This window comes from Streptomyces sp. NPDC001070 (assembly GCF_053598835.1).
In genome coordinates this window covers 39,311-63,955 of sequence record NZ_JBSFLB010000028.1, presented here as the reverse complement: position 1 = coordinate 63,955, position 24,645 = coordinate 39,311, and the positions used below count along the sequence as shown (strand labels likewise).

The following is a 24,645-nucleotide window of genomic DNA, read 5'->3' as shown; positions in this document are numbered from 1 at the left end:
TCTAGGCCACGCCGGCGGTGCAGTCGCTGCCGGTGACGCACCGGACGTCCGGGTAGCGGCCCAGCGCGATGCTGGTGAAGTTGGCCAGGCTGTCGGTGCCGGAGCGGAAGTAGCCGGCGTGCCCCTCGGCGTCCGCGGAGGTCACCACCCGGGCGCCGAAGGCCCGGGAGACGGGGTCGGCGCCGTGACCGAGCCCGGCGAACTCCAGGTGCGGCACGTCGCCGATCCAGTCGGTGCTGTCCCGGGTGGCCCAGACGCGGGCCGCCGTACGCAGATCGGCCGCCTTGTCCACGCGCATGCCGGGGCTGCCGAAGACGGCGATGTCGGAGACCTTGCCCGAGGGCAGTTCCGGTGCGGCGACCCCGCACAGCACCGAGCCGTAGGAGTGGCAGAACAGCGAGACCGTACCGCGCGCGGGCAGCGCTCTGACCAGGCCGGTCAGCCGCACGGCGCCCTCTTCGGCCAGTTCCCCCGTGGAGGCGTCGAGGCCGACGCCCTGCGGGGTGGTGTAGTCGGCCCAGGCGATGACGGCGGAGTGCGCCTTCGGGGCGGTGGCGTGCTCGGCCGCGTACAGCGAGCGGGCCATGCCGACCGGGGCGCGGGTCGGGTCGGTGGACCGCTCGAAGGACAGGACGTCGGTGTCGACCCCGGGCACGACGATGGAGACCCGGTCGGCGGTGTCGAGGTCGCCGAAGACCTCGGCGGCGCGGCCGCGGCCGGTGGGGTCGAAGGCGAGGATCTGCCGTTCGCCGTCGAGCAGCGAGGCGTAGCGGTCCGCGCGCAGGTCGGCGTCCCGGCGGCCCTCCGCGGTCAGCAGGGCACTGTGCGAGCGGGCGGTCTCCTGGGCGCGTGCCTTGACGAGCGAACGCCGGTTGGCCTGGTAACGCAGCGCGATCGGGGCGCCGTTGAGATTGCCCACGACGAGCGGGTAGCGGTCCGCGAGCCGTTTGGCCTGACGCGGGCCGACCGAGGCGAAGAAGCGCGCGATGACGTCCGCCCCCGCCTGGGGATCGGGGAGCGGGCGACCGCCCAGCGAGCCGTGCCGCCAGGCGGTCACGGCGACCGAGCGCGCGTCCCCGCCGCCCTTGTGGTGGCGCAGCGCCGTCCAGCCGGTGGTCGCCAGCATGACGAAGACCACGGCCAGGGCCAGAAGGGCGCGCAGGGAGGGGGAGCTGAAGCGCTCGTCGACGAGGTTCACTGGGGGACACCATAGGAGACCGGGGAGACCGCCTGGGTCCGCCGTGACTCAAGTCACGTTTGAAACAAGGAGATTCCGGACACACCCTTGTGCTTGTCCCAGGGGTGCGCCAAGACCGGTACCAGCAGGTCCAGATGCTGCTCGGTGATCCGGCGGATCGACTCCACGCTGGTCTCGTCGCCGTCCCCCCAGAGCCGCTGCGCCACCCGTATCACCCCGCCGACGGCCGCCACCAGCACCCGAGGGCGCGGGTCGGCCGGCTCCAGGCCCTCGCGGGCGGCGATGACGGAGGCGAGCCGCTCCTCGATGAGCGCCGAGTGGCGCATCTGCGCGGACAGCAGCGTCGGCGTGGACTCGATCACCCGGTACATCGCCATGTACGTGGGGAGCGGGACGACGGCGGCGATGACGGCGCTGATGCTGTGCCAGGACTCGTCGAGGGCCGCGCGCAGCGCCTCGAAGGGCGGCTCGCCGGTCGGCCGGTCGGCCACCGCGGCGACGAAGGCCTCCTCGACGCTGCCCTCCAGCGCGAGCGCGACCTCCTCCTTGCCCGCGAAGTAGCGGAAGAAGGTGCGCTGCGAGACCTCGACCTCAGCGGCGATCTCGTCGACGGTCGTGCGCTCGTACCCCTTGGCGACGAACAGCTCGATCGCGGCCCTTATGAGTGCGTCGCGCGTGCGCTGCTTCTTGCGTTCGCGCAGGCCGCACACGGGCGTCGCGCGGATCGCGTGCTTCATCTGCCGTCCACCTCCAAGGGGCCTCACGATACCTTCGTGCTTCCTGACAGTTGCCGACGGATGACTGCTTTGGTCAAATGTCAGGGACTGACATAATCTTTTGCCCATGACCCAAGCCTCCGTCGTCACCGACAAGGCCCCGGACTCGATACCGGCGCCTTCCAAGAAGCCCCTCCGCGGCCACCCCTGGCTGACCCTCTTCTCGGTCGCCATCGGCGTCATGGTGGTGGCGCTGGACGGCACGATCGTCGCCGTCGCCAACCCGGCCATCCAGGCCGACCTCGGCGCCTCCCGCGAGCAGATCCAGTGGATCACCACCGGCTACATGCTGGCCCTGGCCGTCTCGCTGATCACCGCGGGCAAGCTCGGCGACCGGTTCGGCCACCGGCAGACCTTCCTCGTGGGCCTCGCGGGCTTCGCCCTCACCTCCGGCCTGATCGGGGTGTCCAGCGGCGTCGGCATGGTGATCGCGCTCCGCGTCCTGCAGGGCGTGTTCGGCGCGCTGCTCCAGCCCGCCGCGCTGGGCCTGCTGCGTGCCACCTTCCCGGCCGAGAAGCTCAACATGGCCATCGGCATCTGGGGCATGGTCATCGGTGCCTCCACCGCCGCCGGGCCGATCGCGGGCGGTCTGCTGGTCGAGCACGTCAACTGGGAGTCCGTCTTCTTCATCAACGTGCCCGTGGGTCTGGTCGCGCTGGTCATGGGCCTGGTCATCCTGAAGGACGTACGCGCCGAGAACGCGCCGCGGTCCTTCGACATCCCCGGCATCCTGCTGCTCTCCGGCGCGATGTTCGGCCTGGTGTGGGGCCTGATCAAGGCTCCGGAGTGGGGCTGGGGCGACCCGCTGACCCTGGGCTTCCTGGTCGGCTCGGCGCTGCTCTTCGTCCTGTTCGCGCTCTGGGAGACCAAGGCCTCCGAGCCGCTGATCCCGCTGCGGATGTTCCGCTCGGTGCCGCTGTCCGCGGGTACCGCGCTGATGGTGCTGATGGCCTTCGCCTTCCTGGGCGGCCTGTTCTTCGTCACCTTCTACCTGCAGAACGTCCACGGGATGTCGGCGGTGGAATGCGGTGTCCACCTGCTGCCGCTCACCGCGATGATGATCGTCAGCTCGCCGGCCGCCGGCGCACTGATCACCAAGTTCGGTCCCCGGGTGCCGCTGGTCGGCGGCATGGTGTGCACGGCGGTCGCCATGTTCGGCATGACCAACCTGGAGGCCGACTCCGGCACCCTGGTCATGTCCGTCTGGTTCGCGCTGCTGGGCCTCGGCCTCGCGCCGGTGATGGTCGGCGCCACCGACGTCATCGTGGGCAACGCCCCGCTGGAGCTGTCCGGCGTGGCCGGCGGCCTGCAGGGCTCCGCGATGCAGGTCGGCGGCAGCCTCGGCACCGCCGTCCTGGGCACGATCATGGCCTCGCGGGTCGACAGCGTGCTGCCCGGGAAGTGGGCCGCGGCCGGCCTGCCTCCGCTCAAGGGCGAGCAGGCGGCGCAGGCCGCCGACGCGGTCGTGGTCGGTGTGCCGCCGGTCGCCAAGGACACCCCGGCCGAGGTCGTCGCGGTGATCACGAAGATCACCAACGAGACCTTCCTCTCGGGGATGGGTCTGGCCTTCACCGTCGCCGGCGTCGTGGCCGCCTTCGCGGCGGGCATCGCGTTCCTGACCAAGCGCGGCGTCAACGCGGACGCCTCCGGTGGCGGGGTGCACATCTGACGCCGGACGATTCCCTATCCGGGTGAACGAGGCCCGGGGCCCTTGGCGGCCCCGGGCCTCGCCGTTCACGGTGGTGCTCCGACCACAACGGGGGAGTGATCCACATGCGTCCCGCAGTCCTGACCCTTGCCCTGGCCTCGGCTCTTGCCCTGACCGCGGCCGCCGGGGCCCTCGCCGCCCCGGCACCGGCCTCGGCCGCTCCGGCGGGCGGTTGCGATCCGGGCGAGCTGTGCCTGTGGAGCAGACCGGGCTATCGCGGGGCACGCCTGGTCCACGAACTCGCGGACACGGACGTCGACTCCTGTGTGCCGCTGCCGGCCGGGACGACCGCCAAGTCCTTCGTGAACCGCACGCGCAAGCTCGTGACGACGTACCAGAGCGCGGAGTGCTCCACCGAGGGCGACTTCGTCACCTTCCCGTCGGGCACCTGGGTCCCCGAGTCCCGGCACACGGTGCGGGCCTTCCAGATCGTCGACCAGTGAGCCGGCCGGCAAGGGCAGGGCCCCCACCGCGGTCCGCGGTGGGGGCCCTGTCGAAGCGGGGACCGTCAGGCGTCGCCGCCCGCCGCGCCCGGGTCGGCCGCGGCCACGTCGAGCAGCTGGTAGCGGTCGATCGCCTGCTTCAGCACGGAGCGGTCGATCTTCCCCTCCTTCACCAGCTCGGTGAGGACGCCGAGCACCACCGACTGCGCGTCGATGTGGAAGAAGCGGCGCGCCGCACCACGGGTGTCGGCGAAGCCGAAGCCGTCGGCACCGAGCGACTGCCAGGTGCCCGGCACCCAGCGGGAGATCTGGTCCGGGACGGCCCGCATCCAGTCCGAGACGGCCACGAACGGGCCCTCGGAGCCGCTGAGCTTCTGCGTCACGTACGGGACGCGCTGCTCCTCCTCCGGGTGGAGCAGGTTGTGCTCCTCGGCCTCCACGGCGTCGCGGCGCAGCTCGTTCCAGGAGGTCGCGGACCACACGTCGGCCCGGACGTTCCACTCCTCGGCGAGGATCTTCTGCGCCTCCAGGGCCCACGGCACGGCCACGCCGGACGCCAGGATCTGCGCCGGGATCGCGCCCGCCTCGGCGGTCCGGTACTTGTACAGGCCCTTGAGGATGCCCTCGGTGTCCACGCCCTCCGGCTCGGCCGGCTGGACGATCGGCTCGTTGTAGACGGTGAGGTAGTAGAAGACGTTCGGGTCCTCGCCGCCGGCGGGCTCGCCGTACATGCGGCGCAGACCGTCCTTGACGATGTGCGCGATCTCGAAGCCGAACGCCGGGTCGTACGCGACGACGGCGGGGTTGGTCGAGGCCAGCAGGTGCGAGTGGCCGTCGGCGTGCTGCAGGCCCTCACCGGTGAGGGTGGTGCGGCCCGCCGTGGCGCCCAGCACGAAGCCGCGCGCCAGCTGGTCGGCCATCTGCCAGAACTGGTCGCCGGTGCGCTGGAAACCGAACATCGAGTAGAAGACGTAGACCGGGATCAGCGGCTCGCCGTGCGTCGCGTAGGACGACCCGGCGGCGATCAGCGAGGCGGTGCAGCCCGCCTCGGAGATGCCGTCGTGCAGCATCTGGCCGGTCGGGGACTCCTTGTACGCCAGCAGCAGCTCGCGGTCGACCGACTCGTACGTCTGGCCCAGCGGGTTGTAGATCTTCGCCGACGGGAAGAGCGAGTCCATGCCGAAGGTGCGGTACTCGTCCGGGGCGATCGGCACGAAGCGCTTGCCGATCTCCTTGTCCCGCATGAGGTCCTTCAGCAGCCGGACGAAGGCCATCGTGGTGGCGATCGTCTGGTGGCCGGAGCCCTTGCGGGTCCCCGCGTAGGCCTTGTCGTCCGGGAGCGCCAGCGGCTTGGCGCGCACGACGCGGGTCGGGACGTAGCCGCCCAGGCCCTTGCGCCGGTCGTGCATGTACTGGATCTCCTCCGAGTTCCGGCCCGGGTGGTAGTACGGCGGGGCGCCGGACTCCAGCTCCCTGTCGGAGATCGGCAGGTGCAGCCGGTCGCGGAAGCGCTTGAGGTCGTCGACCGTCAGCTTCTTCATCTGGTGGGTCGCGTTGCGGCCCTCGAAGTTCGGGCCGAGCGTCCAGCCCTTGACCGTCTGGGCCAGGATCACCGTCGGCTGGCCCTTGTGCTCGCGGGCCGCCTTGTACGCCGCGTAGATCTTGCGGTGGTCGTGGCCGCCGCGGCCCAGGTGCAGGATCTGGTCGTCGGTGAGGCCCTCGACCATCTTGCGCAGCCGGTGGTCGTCACCGAAGAAGTGGTCGCGGATGTACGAGCCGGTCTCGGTGGCGTAGGTCTGGAACTGGCCGTCGGGCGTGGTGTTGAGCTTGTTCACCAGCACGCCGTCGCGGTCCTGGGCGAGCAGCGGGTCCCAGGTGCGGTCCCAGATCAGCTTGATGACGTTCCAGCCGGCGCCGCGGAACTGCGACTCCAGCTCCTGGATGATCTTGCCGTTGCCGCGCACCGGTCCGTCGAGCCGCTGCAGGTTGCAGTTGACGACGAAGGTGAGGTTGTCCAGGCCCTCGCGGGCGGCGAGGGAGAGCTGGCCGAGCGACTCCGGCTCGTCCATCTCGCCGTCGCCGAGGAACGCCCACACATGCGACTGCTCGGTGTCGGCGATGCCGCGCGCCTGCAGGTAGCGGTTCATCCGGGCCTGGTAGATCGCGCCCAGCGGGCCGAGGCCCATGGACACGGTCGGGAACTCCCAGAAGTCCGGCATGAGCCGCGGGTGCGGGTAGCTGGACAGGCCGTACGGCGCCTTGGACTTCTCCTGGCGGAACGCGTCGAGCTGGGTCTCGGAGAGCCGGTCCAGCAGGAACGCCCGGGCGTAGACACCCGGGGAGGCGTGCCCCTGGAAGAAGATCTGGTCTCCGCCCTTGCCGTCGTCCTTGCCCCGGAAGAAGTGGTTGAAGCCCACGTCGTAGAGGGAGGCCGAGGAAGCGAAGGTGGCGATGTGGCCGCCGACGCCGATGCCGGGCCGCTGTGCGCGGGACACCATGACCGCCGCGTTCCAGCGGGTCGCGTTCAGGATGCGCCGCTCGATCTCCTCGTTGCCGGGGAAGAACGGCTCGTCCTTGGTCGCGATGGTGTTGACGTAGTCCGTGCTGCGCATCTCGGGCACGGCCACCCGCCGCTCGCGGGCTCGCTCGATCAGGCGGAGCATCAGGTAGCGGGCGCGCTCACGTCCGCGCTCGTCGATGGCGGCATCAAGCGAGTCGAGCCATTCCGCCGTCTCCTCGGGATCGAAATCCGGGACCTGGCTGGGAAGGCCGCCAATGATGATCGGGTTGCGATCTGATCCGGAAGCCACGCTATTCCTTCGCTTCTAGGGTCTTGCTCTGCTGGGTCGCGCCGCCTCCATCGTGTACCGCGCGTTCGGGATACGTCATCTCTACTGAGTGGTAACCACCACTAAGTGAGACAGACCCCTCTTCCAGACCCTCTTGAGGCTCTCGCATGGCTGTCCGGTGGCCGTTCGACCAAACCGCAACTCTACGCCCACTCGGACGTACGACCGACCGCAACCCCGATTCGGGAGAAACCCTGGCATAGTGGAGTGAGCCACGTCACCCCTCACGGTTCGGGTTGCGGTGACACGTCAACGTTTGGGCGGGATGGGCGGCCGGGTACTTGCGCGAACCGCCGCGCCCGTGTGGACTACCGCCCATAACCCCGCACAGGAGCGGGAAGACAACCCCCATGACAGGAGGCAGAGCGTGAGCGCGACCGCGGGCCACGCGGAGGAGCAAACCAACCCGGCGAGCCGGCTTGGTTTCGAGCCCGGACAGGTGGTCCAGGAGCTCGGTTACGACGACGACGTCGATCACGAGCTCCGTGAGGGTATCGAGGGGATCACGGGCGAAGAGCTCGCGGACGAGGAGTACGACGACGTCGCGGACGGCGTCATCCTCTGGTTCCGTGATGATGACGGCGACCTGACCGACGCCCTGGTCGACGCCACATCCGCCATCGACGAGGGCGCCCAGATCTGGCTCATGACCCCGAAGACCGGCCGTGACGGGCACGTCGAGCCGAGTGACATCGGAGAGGCCGCGCAGACCGCCGGCCTGGCTCAGACCAGCAGCGTCAACGTCTCCAAGGACTGGACCGCCAGTCGCCTGGTGACCCCCAAGACGGCGAAGGCCGGCAAGCGCTGACGCGTTGCCGTCCGGCCCAGCGCCCCCGTGACCGACGTGTCACGGGGGCGCTTCGCATTGCCTCCGCACCGCGGTGCGAGACTGGCCGCGGGGGTCCCGCCTCGGGCCCCGTCACCGTCACCGGAGAGGTGTGTTCGCCATGGCGCTCGCCGCGGGAGAAAAGGCCCCCGACTTCGAGCTGAGGGACCAGCACGGCCGGACCGTGCGGCTGTCCGACTTCAAGGGTTCCAAGAACGTCGTCCTGCTCTTCTTCCCCTTCGCCTTCACCGGGGTCTGCACGAGCGAGCTGTGCGCGCTCCGCGACGAGCTGCCGACGTTCCAGAACGACGACGTCCAGCTGCTCGCGGTCTCCAACGACTCGATGCACACCCAGCGCGTCTTCTCCGAGCAGGAGGGACTGGACTACCCGCTGCTGTCCGACTTCTGGCCGCACGGCGAGGTCTCCCGCGCCTACGGCGTCTTCGCCGAGGACAAGGGCTGCGCGGTGCGCGGCACCTTCGTCATCGACAAGGAGGGCGTCGTCCGCTGGACCGTCGTCAACGGCCTGCCGGACGCCCGTGACCTGAACGAGTACGTCAAGGCGCTCGAAGCCCTGTAGTCCCGGGGAACCGGGTACTAACCTCAGGGCGTTGATCCTGATGCGATCTGAGACAAGCAGCACGCGATGACATGGGAGGACCCGTGGGAGTCAGCCTCAGCAAGGGTGGCAACGTTTCGCTGACGAAGGAGGCCCCCAACCTCACGGCCGTCATCGTCGGCCTCGGCTGGGACGCCCGCACCACCACGGGCTCGGACTTCGACCTGGACGCCAGTGCCCTGCTCACGGGCACCGAGGGCAAGGTCCTCTCCGACCAGCACTTCGTCTTCTTCAACAACCTCAGGAGCCCCGACGGCTCCGTCGAGCACACCGGTGACAACATCACCGGTGAGGGCGAGGGCGACGACGAGCAGATCAAGGTGAACCTGGCCGCCGTGCCGGCCGATGTCGCCAAGATCGTCTTCCCGGTGTCGATCTACGACGCCGAGACCCGCCAGCAGTCGTTCGGCCAGGTCCGCAACGCGTTCATCCGCGTGGTCAACCAGGCCGACGACAGGGAGCTGGCCCGTTACGACCTCACCGAGGACGCCTCGACCGAGACGGCGATGGTCTTCGGCGAGCTGTACCGGCACGGCGCGGAGTGGAAGTTCCGGGCCATCGGCCAGGGTTACGCGTCCGGCCTGCGCGGCATCGCGCAGGACTTCGGCGTCAACGTCTGATTCGTCGGGGCCTCGCGGTCCGCGCCCGGCGGGCCGCGAGCCCCTGCGGGGGAGGAGAACAGCATGGGCGTCACGCTCGCCAAGGGGGGCAATGTCTCCCTCACCAAGGCCGCACCCAATCTGACCAGCGTGCTGGTCGGGCTCGGCTGGGACGCGCGCTCCACCACCGGGGCGCCCTTCGACCTGGACGCCAGCGCGCTGCTGTGCGCCTCGGGCCGGGTGCTCGGCGACGAGTACTTCGTCTTCTACAACAACCTCAAGAGCCCGGAGGGCTCGGTCGAGCACACCGGCGACAATCTGACCGGTGACGGCGACGGCGACGACGAGGTCCTGCTGGTGGACCTCATGGCCGTGCCCGAGCGGGTCGACAAGATCGTCTTCCCGGTCTCCATCTATGACGCCGACTCCCGGGGCCAGACGTTCGGCCAGGTCAGCAATGCCTACATCCGCGTGGTCAATCAGACCGACCAGAGCGAGCTGGCCCGCTACGACCTTTCCGAGGACGCCTCCAGCGAAACCGCGATGATCTTCGGGGAGCTGTACCGGTACGGCGGCGAATGGAAGTTCCGAGCCGTTGGCCAGGGGTACGCGTCAGGTCTGCGGGGCATCGCCCTAGACTTCGGGGTCAACGTTTCGTAAAGGGATTGGATATCCAGTGCTCCTCCGAACTTTCGGCTGGTCGCTCGGCGTGACTGCCGCCGGCTTCGCCCTCGCCGGCTACCTGTGGGGTGCGGAGGGGCTTGCCCTCGTCGCCATCCTCTCGGTGCTGGAGATCTCGCTCTCGTTCGACAACGCCGTGATCAACGCCGGCATCCTGCGGAAGATGAATGCCTTCTGGCAGAAGATCTTCCTCACCGTCGGCATTCTGATCGCCGTCTTCGGCATGCGTCTCGTCTTCCCGATCATCATCGTGTCGATCACGGCGAAGATCGGTCCCATCGAGGCGATCGACCTGGCGATCAACCAAAAGGAACAGTACGAACACCTCGTCACGTCCGCGCACCCGGCGATCGCCGCGTTCGGCGGAATGTTCCTGCTGATGATCTTCCTCGACTTCATCTTCGAGGAGCGTGAGCACAAGTGGCTCGCCTGGCTGGAGAAGCCGCTCTCCAAGCTCGGCAAGCTGGACACGCTCTCGGTGGTCATCGCCCTGGTCGCGCTGCTCGTCACCGCCACCACCCTCGCCACGAACGTCGCGCACGGCGGCGGCGACAAGACCTCCACGGTGCTGCTCGCCGGCATCGGCGGCCTCATCACCTACCTCGTCGTCGGCGGCGTCTCCGGCTACTTCGAGGACCGCCTGGAGGACGAGGCCGACGAGGCCGACGAGGAGCTCGAGGAGATCGCGTCGGGCGGCAAGCCGGCCGGCAGTGGCGCCTCGGCCGTGGGCCTGGCGGGCAAGGCGGCGTTCTTCCTCTTCCTCTACCTGGAGGTCATCGACGCGTCGTTCTCCTTCGACGGCGTCATCGGCGCGTTCGCGATCTCCAACGACATCTTCATCATCGCCCTGGGCCTCGGCATCGGTGCGATGTACATCCGGTCGCTCACGGTCTTCCTGGTCCGCAAGGGCACCCTGGACGACTACGTCTACCTGGAGCACGGCGCGCACTACGCCATCGGCGCCCTGGCCGTCATCCTCCTGGTCACCATCAAGTTCGAGATCAACGAGGTCGTCACCGGCCTCGTCGGTGTCGTCCTGATCGGCGCCTCCTACTGGTCGTCGGTGGTGCGAAACCGCCGTCTCGGGGAAAGCTCCGAGCAGCGGGACGACAAAGCGGAGGTGACGAGCGGGGTCTGACCCCCGTCTCGTCACGACATTCGGGTCACGCCGCCCCCCGCCGCCCCGGCGGGGGGCGGCGCGCGTCCAGGGGAGGGACGGACGGACATGTGGAACTTCCTGCGGCCGAGCGGCGGCTTCAGCGCGCAGTTCGACGTGGCGAACGCTCACACCATCGAGCTCACCAGGCGGCACCAGGTCGTCTCGCTGACCAAGCAGGGCGCGGCCGTCGGCAATCTGCGCATCAACCTGTCCTGGCAGATGCGCACCTCCGACACCGGCGGCTGGAACCAGCGCAGCGGCTCCTGGCTGAGCCGCCAGATGCATCTGTTCAAGCCGGAGCCGGTACAGGCCGCCGGCCCCGCCATGGTCAACGTCGACCTCGACCTGGCGTGCATGTACGAGCTGGCCGACGGCACCAAGGGGGTCGTCCAGCCGCTCGGCAACTTCCTCGGCGACCTCGACGCCCCGCCGTACATCCAGATGACCGGTGACGACCGCTTCGGCGGCTCGTCCGGCGAGACGCTCTACATCAACCTCGACAAGCGCGACGAGTTCAAGCGCATGCTGGTCTTCGTCTACATCTACGACGGCACGCCCGCCTTCGACCGCACCCACGCCAAGGTGGAGATCTTCCCCGGCTCGGGCCCGCGGATCGAGATCCTGCTCGACGAGCGCGAGCCGCAGGCCCGCTCCTGCGCCGTCGTGCTCATCGAGAACAAGAAGGGCGACCTGACCGTGCGCCGCGAGGTCAAGTACGTCTACGGCTTCCAGGCCGAGCTCGACCGGCTGTACGGCTGGGGCCTGCAGTGGGGCCGCGGCTACAAGACCAAGGTCTGACCGCCCGGACCGCCGGCCCCGCCCCGGGCTCGCTCAGCGGCGTTCCTGGAACTGCGGACCCTGCGGCGGCAGCGTGAACCCCTGGACCGGCTGCGGATAGCCGTACGCGGGGCCGGGGGCCGCCGCCGTCGGGGCCGGGGCCGGGGCCTGCGGCGGGTAGCCGTAGGCCGGCGCGGGCGCCGTGGGCTGCTGCGGATAGCCGTACGCCGGGGCGGCGACCGTTGGCTGGGGCTGCTGAGGGTAGCCGTATGCGGGCTGTGCGGCGGGCTGCGGGGGCACCGGGGCGGGCGCCGGCGCCGGGGCCTGCAGGGTGTACGCGTCCGGCTCGGCGGCCACCGGCACGGTCGGCGGCACCGGCTGCGGCACCGAGGTCACCTCCCCGTCCGGCCGCGGCCGCTGCGGCGGCGCCTCGACGAGGTCGCCCTCCTCGACCGCGATGCCGAACTCGGTGGCCAGCCCCTCCAGCCCCGAGGCGTAGCCCTGCCCCAGCGCGCGGAACTTCCAGCCGCCCGCCCTGCGGTACAGCTCGCCGCAGATCAGCGCCGACTCGTCGCCGGTGTCCGGGACGACGTCGAAGACCGCCAGCGGCTCGGCGTCGGCGCCCGCGGCCGTGTCGTACAGCAGGACCCGCAGGTCCGACACGAGGGCGAAGGGGCCGCCGTCCGCGGAGGCCGCGACGACCACCCGGTCGACACCGGCGTCGAGCGCGGCCAGGTCCACCTCGACCGCGTCCGTCAGCCCGGTCGGCTCGCTGCGCTTGGGCAGGTGCCGGGCGACGCCCGCCGGGTGCCGGGGCTGGTTGTAGAAGACGAAGTCCTCGTCCGTGCGCACCTGCCCGTCGGCCCCGAGCAGCAGCGCCGAGGCGTCGACGTCCGGCACCCCCGCCCCCGGGCTCCAGCGGAGCACCGCACGCACCCCCGAGGCGGTCACGGGGATGTTCGAGCCCTTCACCATCGCCTGCGTCATGCGCGTAATCCTGCCCTCCCGGGGGCCGCGCCCACAACGCGGGGCGCGGGGCGCGCCCGGCCGGGGGGAGAGATGGGGACAGTACGACACGCACCGGACGCGCGGGGGTTACCTGATTTTCACGCGCGGCGGGAACGTCCGGAGGGGGCTCACACGTACGATAATCGGCCACGGCGTCGGGGGACGCCCCCCACCTCTCCAACCTCTTCGACCACCACCTGCCACGGGGGAAAGCATGCGCCACTTCGGGCACCTCGCGCCGGACGTCCGGAACGAGCTCTTCCACCGGGAGCCCGCCGAATTCACCGCGGACTCCCCGGCCGGCACGCTCGCCGTCGCCCTCGGCGCCACCCTGTACTGCCCGGCCACCCGGCCGCGGCTCGCCGACGACGTGCTCAAGCAGGCCGCGCGCGGGGTCGTCTCGATGGTGCTGTGCCTGGAGGACTCCATCGACGACCGCGAGGTCGACGACGCGGAGGAGAACCTGGTCCGCCAGTTCGGCGAGCTGTCCCACCGGATCGGGGACGCCGACCCGCCGCTGCTCTTCATACGGGTCCGCACCCCCGGCCAGATCACCGACCTCGTACGGCGGCTCGGCGACGACGTGGCGCTGCTCTCCGGATTCGTGCTCCCCAAGTTCACGGAGGAGTCCGGGGTCCCCTTCCTGGAGGCCCTGAGCGCCGCCGAGGCGGTCTGCGGACGACGGCTCTTCGCGATGCCGGTCCTGGAGTCCCCGCAGCTGCTCCACCTCGAGACCCGCACCGAGACGCTCTACGGCATCTCCCGCACCGTCGACAAGTACCGCGACCGCGTCCTCGCGCTCCGGCTCGGCGTCACCGACTTCTGCTCCGCCTACGGGCTGCGCCGCTCGCCCGACATGACCGCCTACGACGTCCGCATCGTCGCCTCGATCATCGCCGACGTGGTCAACGTCCTCGGACGCGCCGACGGCACCGGCTTCACCATCACCGGACCGGTCTGGGAGTACTTCAAGCACTCCGAGCGCATGTTCAAGCCGCTGCTGCGGCAGAGCCCCTTCGTCCCCGAGGCCGTCGACCTGCGCGAGGCCCTCATCCAGCGGGACATGGACGGGCTGCTGCGCGAGATCGAGCTGGACCGGACGAACGGGCTGCAGGGCAAGACCTGCATCCACCCCTCGCACGTCCAGCCCGTCCACGCGCTCAGCGTCGTCTCCCACGAGGAGTGGAGCGACGCCATCGACATCCTCCACGAGGACCGCAGCGGCGGGGGCGTCCTGCGCTCGGCCTACACGAACAAGATGAACGAGGTGAAGCCGCACCGCGCCTGGGCCGAGCGCACCGTGCGGCGCGCCGAGGTCTTCGGCGTGGCGCGGGAGGAGATCGGCTTCGTCGAGCTGCTCTCCGCGTGCGTGCCGTCGTGACCGGCAACGAAAGGGAGAGTGCCGAACGCATGGCAGCGGAGCACATCTGGTCCGGGCAGTGGGTCGCCGACCGCCTCGGCGTCACCCTCCGGGGAGACGGCCTGAGCGGTCTGCTCGGCCTCGCCCTGCGCCGCAACCCCAAGCGGGCGCACCTGCTCGTCTCCAATGTGCTGGGCAAGCACGTGCCGCAGCGGCCGCACGTCGTCTACGACGCCGGGTACGGGCTCGGGATACGGGTGCGGGAACTGCTGGGCGAGCGCGAGGCCGCCCGGGCGGTGGTGCTCGGCTACGCCGAGACCGCGACCGGCCTCGGGCACGCCGTGGCCGACGGGCTCGGCACGGCCCCGTACCTGCACTCCACCCGGCGCCCGGTCCCCGGGGTCGAGGCCGTCGGCGGCTTCGAGGAGGAGCACAGCCACGCGACCTCGCACCTGCTGCTGCCGGAGGACACCCGGCTGCTGGCCGGGGACGGGCCGCTGGTGCTGGTCGACGACGAGTTCTCGACCGGCCGGACGGTGCTCAACACCGTCCGGGCGCTGCACGAGCGGTATCCGCGGCGCCGGTACGTGGTGGTCGCCCTGGTCGACATGCGGTCGGAGGCCGACCGCGGGCTGCTCGCGGAGTTCGCCGCGGACCTGGGCGCGACCGTCGACGTCATCGCCCTGGCCTCGGGCACCGTCGTCCTCCCGGAGGGGGTGCTGGAGCGCGGCCAGGCGCTGGTCGCCGCGCACGGCGCCGCCGAGCCCACCCGTCCGGCCGGGGGAGCGGCACCCCACCGGGTGCACCTGGACTGGCCCGCCGGTCTGCCCGACGGCGGCCGGCACGGCTTCACGCCCGCGCACCGCGCGCGGCTGGAGGCGGCGCTGCCCGCGATGGCGGCACGCCTGCTCGACGGCCTGCGCCTGGCCGGGGACGGCGACGGCACCGGGGACGGCCCGGCACCCCGCGTCCTCGTCCTCGGGAACGAGGAGCTCATGTACGCCCCGCTGCGGCTGGCGCAGGCACTGCAGGACGCGCTGCCGCGGGCCGAGGTGCGGTTCTCCACGACGACCCGCTCGCCGGTCCTGGCCGTGGACGACCCCGGGTACGCGATCCGTACCCGGATCTCCTTCCCGGACCACGACGACCCGGCGGACGGCCCCGGCGAGCGCTACGCCTACAACGTCGCGGGCGCCGGTTTCGACGCCGTCGTCGCCGTCGTGGACAGCGCGGGCGACACGCCCGCCCTGCACGCCCCCGGAGGGCTGCTGGCGCAGCTCGCCGGCCATACAGAAAGGCTCCTGCTCGCCGTGGTGCCCTCGTACGAACCCCGCACGCCCGCCTCGACGCTCCCGGAGCCGCTGCGCGGGCCCGCGTTCTCCTCGTACGCGCCCGACGAGGTCGGATGGCTGCTGAAGGACCTCTCCGACGTGGACCTGGAGGCCCCGACCGAGGAGCGCGAGGAGGCGATCCAGAGCGGCGGGGCGCACTACGCCGAGTCGCTGCCCGTGGAGTACCAGCCCAGTGCCGAGTACCAGGAGCTGTTCCGGGCCGCGCTGGAGGACTCCGCCGACCGGATCGCACGGGCCGTCGGCGCCGTGACCGAGCTGGTGCTCGCCGAACGCGGACCGGACGCCGTCCTGGTGTCGCTGGCCCGCGCGGGCACCCCGGTCGGCGTGCTGATGCGCCGCTGGGCGCGGCACGCGCACGGCCTGGACCTGCCGCACTACGCCGTCTCCATCGTGCGCGGCCGGGGCATCGACACCACCGCCCTGCGCTGGCTGGCCGAGCACCACGACCCCGCGCGGGCGGTGTTCGTGGACGGCTGGACCGGCAAGGGCGCCATCACCCGCGAACTCGCCGACGCGGTGGCGCCGTACGGGGGATTCGACCCGGAGATCGCGGTGCTCGCCGACCCCGGGTCGTGCGTGCGCACCTACGGAACCCGGGACGACTTCCTCATCCCGTCCGCGTGCCTCAACTCCACCGTATCCGGGCTGATCTCGCGCACCGTGCTGCGCGCGGACCTGATCGGCCCGGACGAGTTCCACGGCGCCAAGTTCTACCGCGAGCTGGCCGGCGCCGACGTCTCCAACCTCTTCCTGGAGGCGATCACCGCCCGCTTCGCCGCCGTCGCCGACGCCGTCGCCGCGGACGTCAAGGAGCTGCAGGCCGCCGACCGCACGCCCACCTGGGAGGGCTGGAAGGCCGTGGAGCGGATCAGCGAGGAGTACGGGATCGGGGACGTCAACCTGGTCAAGCCCGGCGTCGGCGAGACCACCCGGGTCCTGCTGCGCCGCGTGCCGTGGCGGGTGCTCGCCCGGCGCGGGGCAGGGCAGGACCTGGCGCACATCCGGCTGCTCGCCGAGCAGCGGGGCGTCCCGGTGGAGGAGGTGGACGACCTGCCGTACTCGTGCGTGGGACTGATCCACCCGCGCTTCACCCGGGGTGCGACCGGTACCGACGGCAAGGCGGTGGAGGCCAAGTGAAGCAGCGCCCGGAGATCGTGAAGTCCCTGGTCGCGAGCGACCTGGACCGCACCCTCATCTACTCGCCGTCGGCCCTGGCCCTGTCCGTCGCCGACGAGGAGGCGCCGCGGCTGCTGTGCGTCGAGGTCCACGAGGGCAGGCCGCTGTCCTTCATGACCGAGACCGCCGCCGTGCTGATCCAGCGGCTCGCGGCCGCCGCCGAGTTCGTCCCCGCGACGACCCGCACCCGCAAGCAGTACCGGCGCATCAACCTCCCCGGCCCGGTGCCCCGTTACGCGATCTGCGCCAACGGCGGCCACATCCTGGTCAAGGGCCACACGGACCACGACTGGAACGCCGAGATGCGCCGCCGCCTCGCCGAGGGCTGCGCGCCGCTCGCGGAGGTCCGCGAGTTCATGGCGCGCACCGCCGACGAGTCCTGGATGCGCAAGGAGCGCGTCGCCGAGGACCTGTTCGTGTACCTGGTCGTGGAGCGGTCGCTGCTCCCCGAGGGCTGGGTCAAGGACCTCGCCGAGTGGGCCGAGGAGCGCGGCTGGACGGTCTCGCTGCAGGGCCGCAAGATCTATGCCGTGCCGAAGCCGCTCACCAAGTCCGCGGCCCTGGCCGAGGTCGTCCGGCGCACCGGCGCCGACCACGTGCTCGCCGCGGGCGACTCGCTGCTCGACGCGGAGCTGCTGCTCGCCGCCCACACCGGCTGGCGCCCCGGCCACGGCGAACTCGCCGACACGGGCTGGGTCGCGCCCCACGTCGACGCGCTGGCCCTGCCGGGCGTCGCGGCGGGGGAGGAGATCCTGCGCCGGATGCTCAGCGTGGCCCGCCGCTGACCCCGCCCGACCGCACCACCCGCGTGCACGCGCTGCGCGTCGCCTCGACGCGCAGCGCGTTCGGCCGTTCACTCGCCTCGATGAAGGCGCGGGCGTCCGTCTCCGTACGACCGCCCGTCACATGCCGGGCCAGCAGCCGCTCCTCGCGGACCGCGGCGTCGGCCTCGACGAACCACAGCTCGTCCAGCAGGTCCCGGACCTCGTGCCAGCCGGGGCCGTCGTCGGCCAGGTAGTTCCCCTCCGTCACCACCAGCCGGGCCTGGGGGAGTACGGCGACCCCCGCCGCCACCGGCTCGTCCAGCGCCCGGTCGAAGTCGGGCGCGTAGACGGTGCGGCCCTGCCACGCCCGCAGCCGTCGCAGCAGATGGACGTACCCGTCCACGTCGAAGGTCTCCGGCGCGCCCTTGCGGCCGCGCAGACCGAGCCGGTCCAGCTGGGTGTTGGACAGGTGGAAGCCGTCCATCGGCACGTACGCGGCCGTGCCCGCGCCGAGCCGTGCGTCCACTCCGTCCACCAGCGAACGGGCCAGGGTCGACTTTCCCGCCGCGGGAGCGCCCGCCAGCCCGAGCAGCACTCGCCTGCCTGGCATGCTGGGCACCAGGTCGAGGACGTCATCCACGTACATGCCCGCCACCTTAAGGAGCAGCCGTGCACGAGACCAAGAACCCGCAGCTCACGCCCGAGCTGTACGAGTATGTCCTCGAGCACAACCCGGCACTGGACCCGGTCCAGGAGGAGCTGGTCGAGATCACCCACGCCCGCTTCGGCGACGCGGCGGCCATGCAGTCGGCGCGGGAGCAGGGTCCGCTGCTGGCCTTCCTGGTGCGGCTCGTCGGGGCCCGGCAGGTGGTGGAGGTCGGCACCTTCACCGGCTTCTCCGCCCTGTCCATGGCGCAGGCGCTGCCCGCGGACGGGCGGCTCCTCGCCTGCGACATCTCCGAGGAGTGGACCGCGGTCGCCCGCGAGGCCTGGGCCAAGGCCGGTGTCGCCGACCGTGTCGACCTGCGGATCGCGCCCGCGCTGGACACCCTGCGAGCCCTGCCGCGGGAGCCGTGGATCGACTTCGTCTATCTGGACGCGGACAAGGGCAACTACACCAACTACTGGGAGGAGCTGGTACCGCGGATGCGGCCCGGCGCGGTGCTCGCGGCCGACAACACCCTCTTCCACGGGCGGGTCGTGGACCGCGAGGCGACGGGTGACGCGGCCGCGATCCAGGCGTTCAACGAGCGCGTCGCCGCCGACGCGCGCGTCGAGGCGCTGCTCCTGACGGTCGCGGACGGGCTCACTCTGGCGCGCAGGCTCTGAGCGCTGGTTAATCTGTGCTCATGCCCCGTTACGAGTACCGCTGCCGTTCCTGCGGCACCACATTCGAGCTGAGCCGGCCGATGGCCGAGTCCTCCGCCCCCGCGGAGTGCCCCGCCGGGCACGACGACACGGTCAAGCTGCTGTCGACGGTCGCCGTCGGCGGCACCGCCTCGGCCTCCGCGGCCGCGGCCCCCCGCCCGGCGGCGGGCGGCGGTGGCGGTTGCTGCGGCGGAGGTTGCTGCGGCTGACGGGACGCGGCGGCGGGCGATAACCGTTCGCGGGCACAAGCCCCCGCGCCGGACGTCGCGAGCGGCGCCGTGCGGCGGCTGGCGGCGGCCCAGGCCGCCATCGCCTCGGCGAAGGCACCGCCCGGGCTGCGGGACCGTACGCCGCGCACCCTGCCCGGCCGGGTGCACCGGCTCCTCGGCGGCGAGGCCGGTCGGGACCTCGCACCGGCGGAGCGGACCCGGGCACGCCGGCTGGCCGCGCGGCTGCCCGCACTCATCGCGGATCTGGAGGCCTGCGGACTGCCGCACACCGTCGTGCACGGCGACTTCCATCCGGGGAACTGGCGTCATGACGGGCGGCGCATCGTGATGGTGGACTTCGCCGACGGCCACTTCGGCCACCCGGTGCTCGACGGCCTGCGGCCACGCGGGTTCCTGGACGCCCGCAGCTGGGAGCACGCCGCCGACGCCTGGGTCCGGACCTGGTCGGCACTGGTGCCCGGATCCGATCCGCGGCGGGCGCTCACCGTCGGCGAACCGCTGGCGCATCTCATGTACGCCGTCCGCTACCAGGAGTTCCTGGACAACATCGAGCCCAGCGAGCGGGTGTACCACGAGGGCGATCCGGCCGGGGAGATCCGCGCGGCGCTCTCCTGCGCCATGCCTTAGGCCGTCCTCACCCTTTGCGGAGGCCCTGGTGGCACACGCCGGGGGGAGTGCCGGTGGGTGGGCGCGAGAGGGCGGGACGGTCTCATGGCCGAGGAGAGCCGAGGAGGGCTAAGGCCGCCCTGAGGCGCGGTCCTCGCGGATGGCGGCGACGACCCGTGCCGCGGTGTCCCGTACCGCCGCCGTCTCGGTGAGGAAGTGCCACCAGTCGGGGTGCCGGCCCTGCAGCCCGTCGACCGCGCGGTCCAGCCGGGCGACCGCGTCGTCGAGGGGGCGCGCGTGGCGCGGTTCGGGGGTCGTACGGCCCTGCATGGCGAGCCGCTGGGCGTCCCGGACGGCGAACCGCGTGCGCTCGATCTCGCCCTGCGGGTCCTTGCTGACCTCGTTGAGCCGCCGCAGCCGGTCCCCGGCCGCGGACACCGCCGCGTCGGCGTCGTCGAGCAGCGCCCGTACCGTGCCGAGCTGGGCCGTCGCGTCCGGCCAGCGCTGCTCGTCCCGCGCCTTCGCCGCTTCGGAGAGCTTCTGCTCCGCGCGGCCCACGGCCTCCGCCGCCCGCTCCGGCACGTGCTGCAGGTCCTGCCAGCAGGCCATGCTGAAGCGGCGGCGCAGCTCGCTGAGGATCGGCTCGACGCCCTCCGTGCGGGTCGCCAGGGCCTGGGTCCTGGTGCGCAGCGACACGACCCGCTTGTCGATCTCACGGGCCCGCTCCGGCAGCCGTTCGGCCTCCATGCGGATGGTCTCGGCCGTGCGCAGCACCTCGTCGGCGCGCCGGATGGTCTCCTGGACGCCGTGCGTGCCGGCGCCCTGGTTGAGCTTGGTCAGTTCCGGGCCGAGAGCGGCCAGTCTGGCCGCGAGGTCGTCCGCGCGCAGACCCGAGGCGCGTACCGCGTCCAGGGCGTTGGAGGCGGCCAGCAGGGCCTGCCGGGCCCGTTCGACGGCGGGGGCGAGACGGGCGAGTTGCGTCTCGGCCTTGTCCAGCAGCGGGGTGAGCCCCCGCGTGAAGGCGTCCAGGTCGTTCCGCGCGCGGACCAGGTCGTCCTTGGCCCTGGTGAGCTCGGTGCGGGCGCGGGCCGCGGTGCCGGCCTCCAACTCGTCGCGGTCCAGGTCGTAGGCGTCGACCGCCGCGATGTAGGCGGCGCTGACCTGGTCGATGCGCTCGCCCAGCGCGCGGAAGTCCTCGCTCGCGCGCCGCGCGGCGGGGGAACTGTCGACGGCGGTGATGGTCTCTATGGAGATGACCAGGTCACGCTGGGCCGTGTCCAGCTCGTAGAAGGCCTCCGCGGCGGCGTCCTTCGCGGCCTGGGCGTCGGCGCGCAGATTGTCCCCGCGCCGCCACCACGAGCGTGCCGTCGTCACAGTCGCCCTCTCCCGCAGGTCCGCCGCCGGTGGTTGTCCGCTCCAGTCTCCCACCTGGCTGGGACGAATACACGGGCCGGGCGGTTGCGGTCAGCGGCCGGCTTCCGTGACGCTGACCGAGCCGTCGCCCGTACGGACCGTCACGACGTGGCTGCTGGACTCGTCACGGGGCACCTCGACGCTGACGTGCCCGTCGCCGGAGCGCGCGGAGACCTTGTAGGCCTGGCGGGGCAGCGCGACGCCGACCCGGCCGTCGCCGCTCGTCGCCTCGACGCGGTCGGGCACCTCGCTGAAGGCCAGCTTCACCGAGCCGTCGGAGGTGTGCGCGCTGACCACGCGGGGGGCGATGCCGGTCGCGTCGATCCGGCCGTCGCCGCTGGACAGCCGCAGCGGGCCGGTCACGTCCCGGACCACGACGGAGCCGTCGCTGGTGCTGAGCTTCAGCGGGGTGCTGAAGCCGCTCGCCTCCACGCGGCCGTCGCCGTTGACCACCGTCAGGTTCACCCCGCGCGGCCCCAGCACCTCGTGGCGTACCGAGCAGTCCTGCGCCACGCCCTGGCACTTGGTGCGGAACGTCAGGGTGTGCCCGCTCATCGACCAGGTGGCCTTCGGGGTGTCGCCGAGCACGGCCCAGCCGTCGAACCTCCGGGTGACCCGGACCTACTTGACGTCGGCCGGCTTCACCACGACCTCGCTGTCCGAGGAGTCGATGGTCAGCTCGTTCCCGTCGAGCGCGAAGCTCTTGCGCTCCGGCTCGGTGTCGTCCGAGGCGTTCGCGCAGGCGGACGCCGTCCCGATCAGCGCCACGACGCCCGCGGCGGCGGTGAGGGTCCTCAACGTGCGGATGCTCTTCGTCATACCCAGGACGCTACGGAGCGCCCGTTGTGCCCGGAATCGGGCCGCCCACCGGAAGCGGGGTGGGGAAAACCCCCGCCCCGCCCGGGGGTTCGACGGCCGCTCTCGTGGCGGGCGGTGGGGACGGTGCGGCCGGCCGGGGCCCGCCGCTGTGCACCGTCCGCCACGAGCACGCGCCGCCGCTCCCGGGGGCCGCGTGAGCGTCAGGCTCCGGGACGGGCGATCTCCACGTTCTCCAGCACCCCGAGGGCGTCGGGGACGAGGACGGCCGCCGAATAGTAGGTGCTGACGAGATAGGAGATGATCGCCTTCTCGTCGATCCCCATGAACCGTACGGAGAGACCGGGCTCGTACTCGTCCGGAATTCCCGTCTGGTGCAGGCCGATCACGCCCTGGTTGTCCTCGCCGGTGCGCATCACCAGAATCGAGGTCGTGTTCTCGCGGGAGATCGGGATCTTGTTGCAGGGAAGAATCGGGAGACCCCGCCACGACGGCACGTGATGGCCGTGGAAATCGATGGTGTGCGGGACCAGGCCGCGGCTGTTGAATTCCCTTCCGATCGCCGCGATGGCGCGCGGATGGGCCAGCAGGTACTGGGCGCCCCGGCGCCGGCTGATCAGCTCGTCGAGGTCGTCGGGGGTGGGCGGGCCGGAGTGCGTGGTGATGCGCTGCCGGTAGTCGGCATTGTGCAGCAGCCCGAACTCGCGGTTGTTGACCAGTTCGTGCTCCTGCCGTTCGCGCAGTGCCTCGATGGTCAGCCTCACCTGCTGCTCGACTTGGTTGTAGGGCTGGTTGTACAGGTCGGCGACGCGGCTGTGGACCTTCAGCACGGTCTGGGCGACGCTCAACTCGTACTCGCGCGGCGAGAGTTCGTAATCCACGAATGTGCCGGGCAGTTCCGGCTCCCCGATGTGTCCCGAGGCCAGCGCGATGGCCTTCTCGCCGTACCTGTTCTGCGCCTGCTGGGTGCCGCTGACGAAGCTCGCCACGTGCTCGCGCAGTCCGTCGGCCTGCTGCATGGCGGCCTGGAAGGCCTGGCGCGGCAGGGCGAGCGCGGTGACGGCGGTGGCCGCCTTGGCGGTGTACTCCCAGGTGCCGTCGGCGCCGGCCAGCCCCTCGGAGCCGAAGTGGTCGCCGTCGGCGATCGTGCCGATCACGCCCTGGCCGTTCCACTTGGCGGGAGCCAGTTTGTTGATCTTCCCGTGGGCGACGAGGAAGACGTGGTCGGCGGGCTGCCCGGCCGACACGATGGTCTCGCCGGCCGCGAACTCCCGTTGCTCGAACTGCCCGGCGAGCGTGGCCAGCACCGACGTGTCCCCGAAGCCGCGCAGCACGGGCAGTTCTCCGAGCTCCGCCGGGATCACCCGGACCTCGGAGCCGGTCTGCACGAAGTCGACCCGTCCGTCGCCCACCGAGTAGCTGAGCCGCCGGTTGACCCGGTAGGCGCCGCCCGCGGCCTGGACCCACGGCAACACGCGCAGCAGCCAGCGCGAGGTGATTCCCTGCATCTGCGGCGCCGATTTGGTGGTCGTCGCCAAATTCCGCGCCGCAGCGGTGCTCAGACTCTGCTGAGACTGGCCGTTCCCCGTCGCCGCCTCCGCCGCGACACCCGGCTCAACCGTCATGAATGGTCCTTCCCTTGCGGCCTGATGGCCCACGCGCACAAAGCGTGGTTAAGGCAATCAATTCACGGTGAAACGAGTTCTTCTCGCCTTGCCCCCTGCCCTCTGCCGCTTTCCTTCGGGAAGCTACCCACCGGGCGGAGCGTCCTGTACTCACTCATTCGAGTGAGTGTGCGGAACGCTCCCCTCTTCGGCGGGCGGCGCCTTCGGTGCGGTCGGCGGGTGTTGTCCCGTTCCCGGCGCCGAGTACCGGGCGCGGACTGGAATGCCTGGCATGTCCATGGTTGGGGTGTCCGGATCCGCGCGGAACATCTCGTTCCGGGGACGTTCTGTCGTCCCTCCCGGTTAATCGCGTGCTATTCCCGATGTCCGCCATCGAAGATGAGGAAAACGTCACGCGCCCCCGGGAAGATCTCAGGAGGGCAGCTGGCGTACGCTGTACGGCTGAGAGCGGGTCGCAGAAGAACCGCTTCTGCGCGATACCGCCTCACACCCCGAGGGCGCCGCGCACTCGCCGGGAGAGGAGGACGCGGTGTTGATCGGAGCAGGCTCCCTGTTCGATTCACCGTGGATCTACGCCCTGGTCGCCGCGTCCATCGTGCTCGACGTCTTCCTGCCGGTGATGCCGAGCGGCGTCCTGCTGATCTCCGCCGCCACGGCCGGCACCGCCACCGGCGGCAGCGGCAACGACATCCTCGACGTGGTCGCCCTGCTGCTCTGCGCGGCCGTCGCCTCCACCATCGGCGATCTGGCCGCCTACCGCCTCGCCTGGCGCGGCGGCGAGTGGATCGACCAGCACGTCGCGCACTCCCGCCGGCTCTCCACCGCCCAGGAGATCCTCGGCGCGGTCCTCGCCCGCGGTGGCGGCGCGCTCGTCGTGCTGGCCCGCTTCGCCCCGGCCGGCCGCTCCGTCGTCAGCCTCACCGCCGGTGCCGCGCACCGCCGCATCCGCGAGTTCCTGCCCTGGTCGGCACTGGCCGGCCTGGCGTGGGCCGCGTACAGCGTGGGCCTCGGCTACGCGGGCGGCCAGTGGCTCGGCGCAGGCTGGCTCGGCACCGCCACCTCCGCCGTCGCCCTGATCGGCTCCGGCTCGCTCGCCGCGTACGTCTTCCGCCGCGAGCGCCGCGCCCACCAGGTCGTACCGGTGACGCTGCCCGCCCAGGCCGCCGCGCCCGACCGAGCGGCCGTCGCCGAGGCCCGCTGACGCACCGCGCGGGGTCCCGGCGGCCGTCGATGGCGGCCCCTGGGAACCCGTGACAGCATCGATACGGACATCAACCGGTCTCGGGGGCACG

At 71.5% G+C, this 24,645-nt stretch carries 23 protein-coding genes and 1 pseudogene; 15 read left to right on the top strand and 9 right to left on the bottom strand.

Annotated elements, in window-relative coordinates; translation table 11 throughout:
* Position 1: 1 nt before the first annotated feature.
* Both ACWDAS_RS30145 and ACWDAS_RS30140 read right to left on the bottom strand, forming a co-directional pair.
* Positions 2–1,198: an alpha/beta hydrolase gene (locus ACWDAS_RS30145; RefSeq protein ID WP_450397344.1), complete on the bottom strand. Its 1,197-nt coding sequence runs from the start codon at positions 1,196–1,198 to the stop codon at positions 2–4.
* Positions 1,199–1,251: 53 nt separating this feature from the next.
* Positions 1,252–1,935: a TetR/AcrR family transcriptional regulator gene (locus ACWDAS_RS30140; RefSeq protein ID WP_450397341.1), complete on the bottom strand. Its 684-nt coding sequence runs from the start codon at positions 1,933–1,935 to the stop codon at positions 1,252–1,254.
* A 106-nt stretch (positions 1,936–2,041) separates the two neighbouring features.
* Here ACWDAS_RS30140 and ACWDAS_RS30135 point away from each other — a divergent pair, with 106 nt between their 5' ends.
* Both ACWDAS_RS30135 and ACWDAS_RS30130 read left to right on the top strand, forming a co-directional pair.
* Positions 2,042–3,643 (top strand): MFS transporter, encoded by a 1,602-nt coding sequence (locus ACWDAS_RS30135; protein ID WP_450397338.1) that lies wholly within the window; start codon positions 2,042–2,044, stop codon positions 3,641–3,643.
* A gap of 104 nt (positions 3,644–3,747) precedes the next feature.
* Positions 3,748–4,125, top strand: coding sequence for a peptidase inhibitor family I36 protein (locus ACWDAS_RS30130; protein WP_450397336.1), 378 nt, complete (start codon positions 3,748–3,750; stop codon positions 4,123–4,125).
* A 65-nt stretch (positions 4,126–4,190) separates the two neighbouring features.
* On the opposite strand, the gene aceE is transcribed toward ACWDAS_RS30130, so the two are convergent.
* Complete coding sequence (gene aceE, locus ACWDAS_RS30125; protein ID WP_450397333.1) at positions 4,191–6,935, bottom strand: pyruvate dehydrogenase (acetyl-transferring), homodimeric type; 2,745 nt, start codon at positions 6,933–6,935, stop codon at positions 4,191–4,193.
* Positions 6,936–7,341: 406 nt separating this feature from the next.
* Between aceE and ACWDAS_RS30120 the strand changes: the two genes are divergently transcribed.
* The 6 genes from ACWDAS_RS30120 (at position 7,342) to ACWDAS_RS30095 (ending at position 11,656) form a co-directional block, all read left to right on the top strand.
* On the top strand, positions 7,342–7,782 hold the full coding sequence (locus ACWDAS_RS30120; protein WP_026250565.1) for a DUF3052 domain-containing protein: 441 nt from the start codon (positions 7,342–7,344) through the stop codon (positions 7,780–7,782).
* Between the two features lie 139 nt (positions 7,783–7,921).
* The gene (locus tag ACWDAS_RS30115) at positions 7,922–8,380 is read left to right on the top strand and encodes a peroxiredoxin (protein WP_450397331.1); all 459 of its coding nucleotides are present in this window, start codon (positions 7,922–7,924) and stop codon (positions 8,378–8,380) included.
* 83 nt (positions 8,381–8,463) lie between these two features.
* Positions 8,464–9,039 (top strand): TerD family protein, encoded by a 576-nt coding sequence (locus ACWDAS_RS30110; RefSeq protein WP_450397328.1) that lies wholly within the window; start codon positions 8,464–8,466, stop codon positions 9,037–9,039.
* 63 nt (positions 9,040–9,102) lie between these two features.
* Positions 9,103–9,678, top strand: a complete 576-nt coding sequence (locus tag ACWDAS_RS30105; protein ID WP_450397325.1) for a TerD family protein — start codon at positions 9,103–9,105, stop codon at positions 9,676–9,678.
* Positions 9,679–9,694: 16 nt separating this feature from the next.
* Positions 9,695–10,837 carry a DUF475 domain-containing protein gene (locus ACWDAS_RS30100; RefSeq protein WP_450397322.1) on the top strand — a complete coding sequence of 381 codons (1,143 nt, stop codon included), beginning with the start codon at positions 9,695–9,697 and terminating at the stop codon, positions 10,835–10,837.
* An 87-nt stretch (positions 10,838–10,924) separates the two neighbouring features.
* Positions 10,925–11,656: a TerD family protein gene (locus ACWDAS_RS30095; protein ID WP_450397320.1), complete on the top strand. Its 732-nt coding sequence runs from the start codon at positions 10,925–10,927 to the stop codon at positions 11,654–11,656.
* 33 nt (positions 11,657–11,689) lie between these two features.
* Here the strand turns inward: ACWDAS_RS30095 and ACWDAS_RS30090 are convergent, their stop codons facing one another.
* Positions 11,690–12,622 (bottom strand): TerD family protein, encoded by a 933-nt coding sequence (locus ACWDAS_RS30090; RefSeq protein WP_450397317.1) that lies wholly within the window; start codon positions 12,620–12,622, stop codon positions 11,690–11,692.
* 235 nt (positions 12,623–12,857) lie between these two features.
* On the opposite strand from ACWDAS_RS30090, the gene ACWDAS_RS30085 reads away from it, so the two are divergent.
* Genes ACWDAS_RS30085 through ACWDAS_RS30075 form a run of 3 tightly spaced genes read left to right on the top strand, consistent with a single transcriptional unit; the run spans position 12,858 to position 17,316 of the window.
* Positions 12,858–14,024 (top strand): HpcH/HpaI aldolase/citrate lyase family protein, encoded by a 1,167-nt coding sequence (locus ACWDAS_RS30085; RefSeq protein WP_450397314.1) that lies wholly within the window; start codon positions 12,858–12,860, stop codon positions 14,022–14,024.
* A gap of 29 nt (positions 14,025–14,053) precedes the next feature.
* Positions 14,054–16,492 carry a phosphoribosyltransferase gene (locus ACWDAS_RS30080; protein WP_450397312.1) on the top strand — a complete coding sequence of 813 codons (2,439 nt, stop codon included), beginning with the start codon at positions 14,054–14,056 and terminating at the stop codon, positions 16,490–16,492.
* The gene (locus tag ACWDAS_RS30075) at positions 16,489–17,316 is read left to right on the top strand and encodes an HAD family hydrolase (RefSeq protein ID WP_450397309.1); all 828 of its coding nucleotides are present in this window, start codon (positions 16,489–16,491) and stop codon (positions 17,314–17,316) included. The genes ACWDAS_RS30080 and ACWDAS_RS30075 overlap by 4 nt, the downstream gene beginning before the upstream one ends.
* Here the strand turns inward: ACWDAS_RS30075 and ACWDAS_RS30070 are convergent.
* Positions 17,297–17,941, bottom strand: a complete 645-nt coding sequence (locus ACWDAS_RS30070; RefSeq protein ID WP_450397306.1) for a nucleoside/nucleotide kinase family protein — start codon at positions 17,939–17,941, stop codon at positions 17,297–17,299. The two genes, ACWDAS_RS30075 and ACWDAS_RS30070, sit on opposite strands and share 20 nt — an antisense overlap.
* Before the next feature lie 23 nt (positions 17,942–17,964).
* Here ACWDAS_RS30070 and ACWDAS_RS30065 point away from each other — a divergent pair, with 23 nt between their 5' ends.
* The 3 genes and pseudogenes from ACWDAS_RS30065 to ACWDAS_RS30055 all read left to right on the top strand — a co-directional run.
* Entirely contained in the window at positions 17,965–18,624 is a 660-nt protein-coding gene (locus ACWDAS_RS30065) for an O-methyltransferase (protein ID WP_450397303.1), read from the top strand.
* 20 nt (positions 18,625–18,644) lie between these two features.
* Positions 18,645–18,872, top strand: a complete 228-nt coding sequence (locus ACWDAS_RS30060; RefSeq protein WP_450397300.1) for an FmdB family zinc ribbon protein — start codon at positions 18,645–18,647, stop codon at positions 18,870–18,872.
* A gap of 51 nt (positions 18,873–18,923) precedes the next feature.
* Positions 18,924–19,520 (top strand): annotated as a pseudogene (locus tag ACWDAS_RS30055) (phosphotransferase); the annotation flags it as partial.
* A 108-nt stretch (positions 19,521–19,628) separates the two neighbouring features.
* Here the strand turns inward: ACWDAS_RS30055 and ACWDAS_RS30050 are convergent.
* From ACWDAS_RS30050 to ACWDAS_RS30035, 4 genes are all read right to left on the bottom strand, one after another.
* Entirely contained in the window at positions 19,629–20,873 is a 1,245-nt protein-coding gene (locus tag ACWDAS_RS30050; protein WP_450397298.1) for a hypothetical protein, read from the bottom strand.
* Positions 20,874–20,963: 90 nt separating this feature from the next.
* A complete protein-coding gene (locus tag ACWDAS_RS30045) occupies positions 20,964–21,500 on the bottom strand; it encodes a DUF4097 family beta strand repeat-containing protein (protein WP_450397295.1) in 537 nt (178 codons plus the stop codon).
* Between the two features lie 33 nt (positions 21,501–21,533).
* Positions 21,534–21,731 carry a hypothetical protein gene (locus tag ACWDAS_RS30040; RefSeq protein WP_450397293.1) on the bottom strand — a complete coding sequence of 66 codons (198 nt, stop codon included), beginning with the start codon at positions 21,729–21,731 and terminating at the stop codon, positions 21,534–21,536.
* Between the two features lie 200 nt (positions 21,732–21,931).
* The gene (locus ACWDAS_RS30035) at positions 21,932–23,353 is read right to left on the bottom strand and encodes a family 2B encapsulin nanocompartment shell protein (RefSeq protein WP_450397290.1); all 1,422 of its coding nucleotides are present in this window, start codon (positions 23,351–23,353) and stop codon (positions 21,932–21,934) included.
* 529 nt (positions 23,354–23,882) lie between these two features.
* On the opposite strand from ACWDAS_RS30035, the gene ACWDAS_RS30030 reads away from it, so the two are divergent.
* Positions 23,883–24,554 (top strand): DedA family protein, encoded by a 672-nt coding sequence (locus ACWDAS_RS30030; RefSeq protein ID WP_450397287.1) that lies wholly within the window; start codon positions 23,883–23,885, stop codon positions 24,552–24,554.
* Positions 24,555–24,645 lie beyond the last annotated feature (91 nt).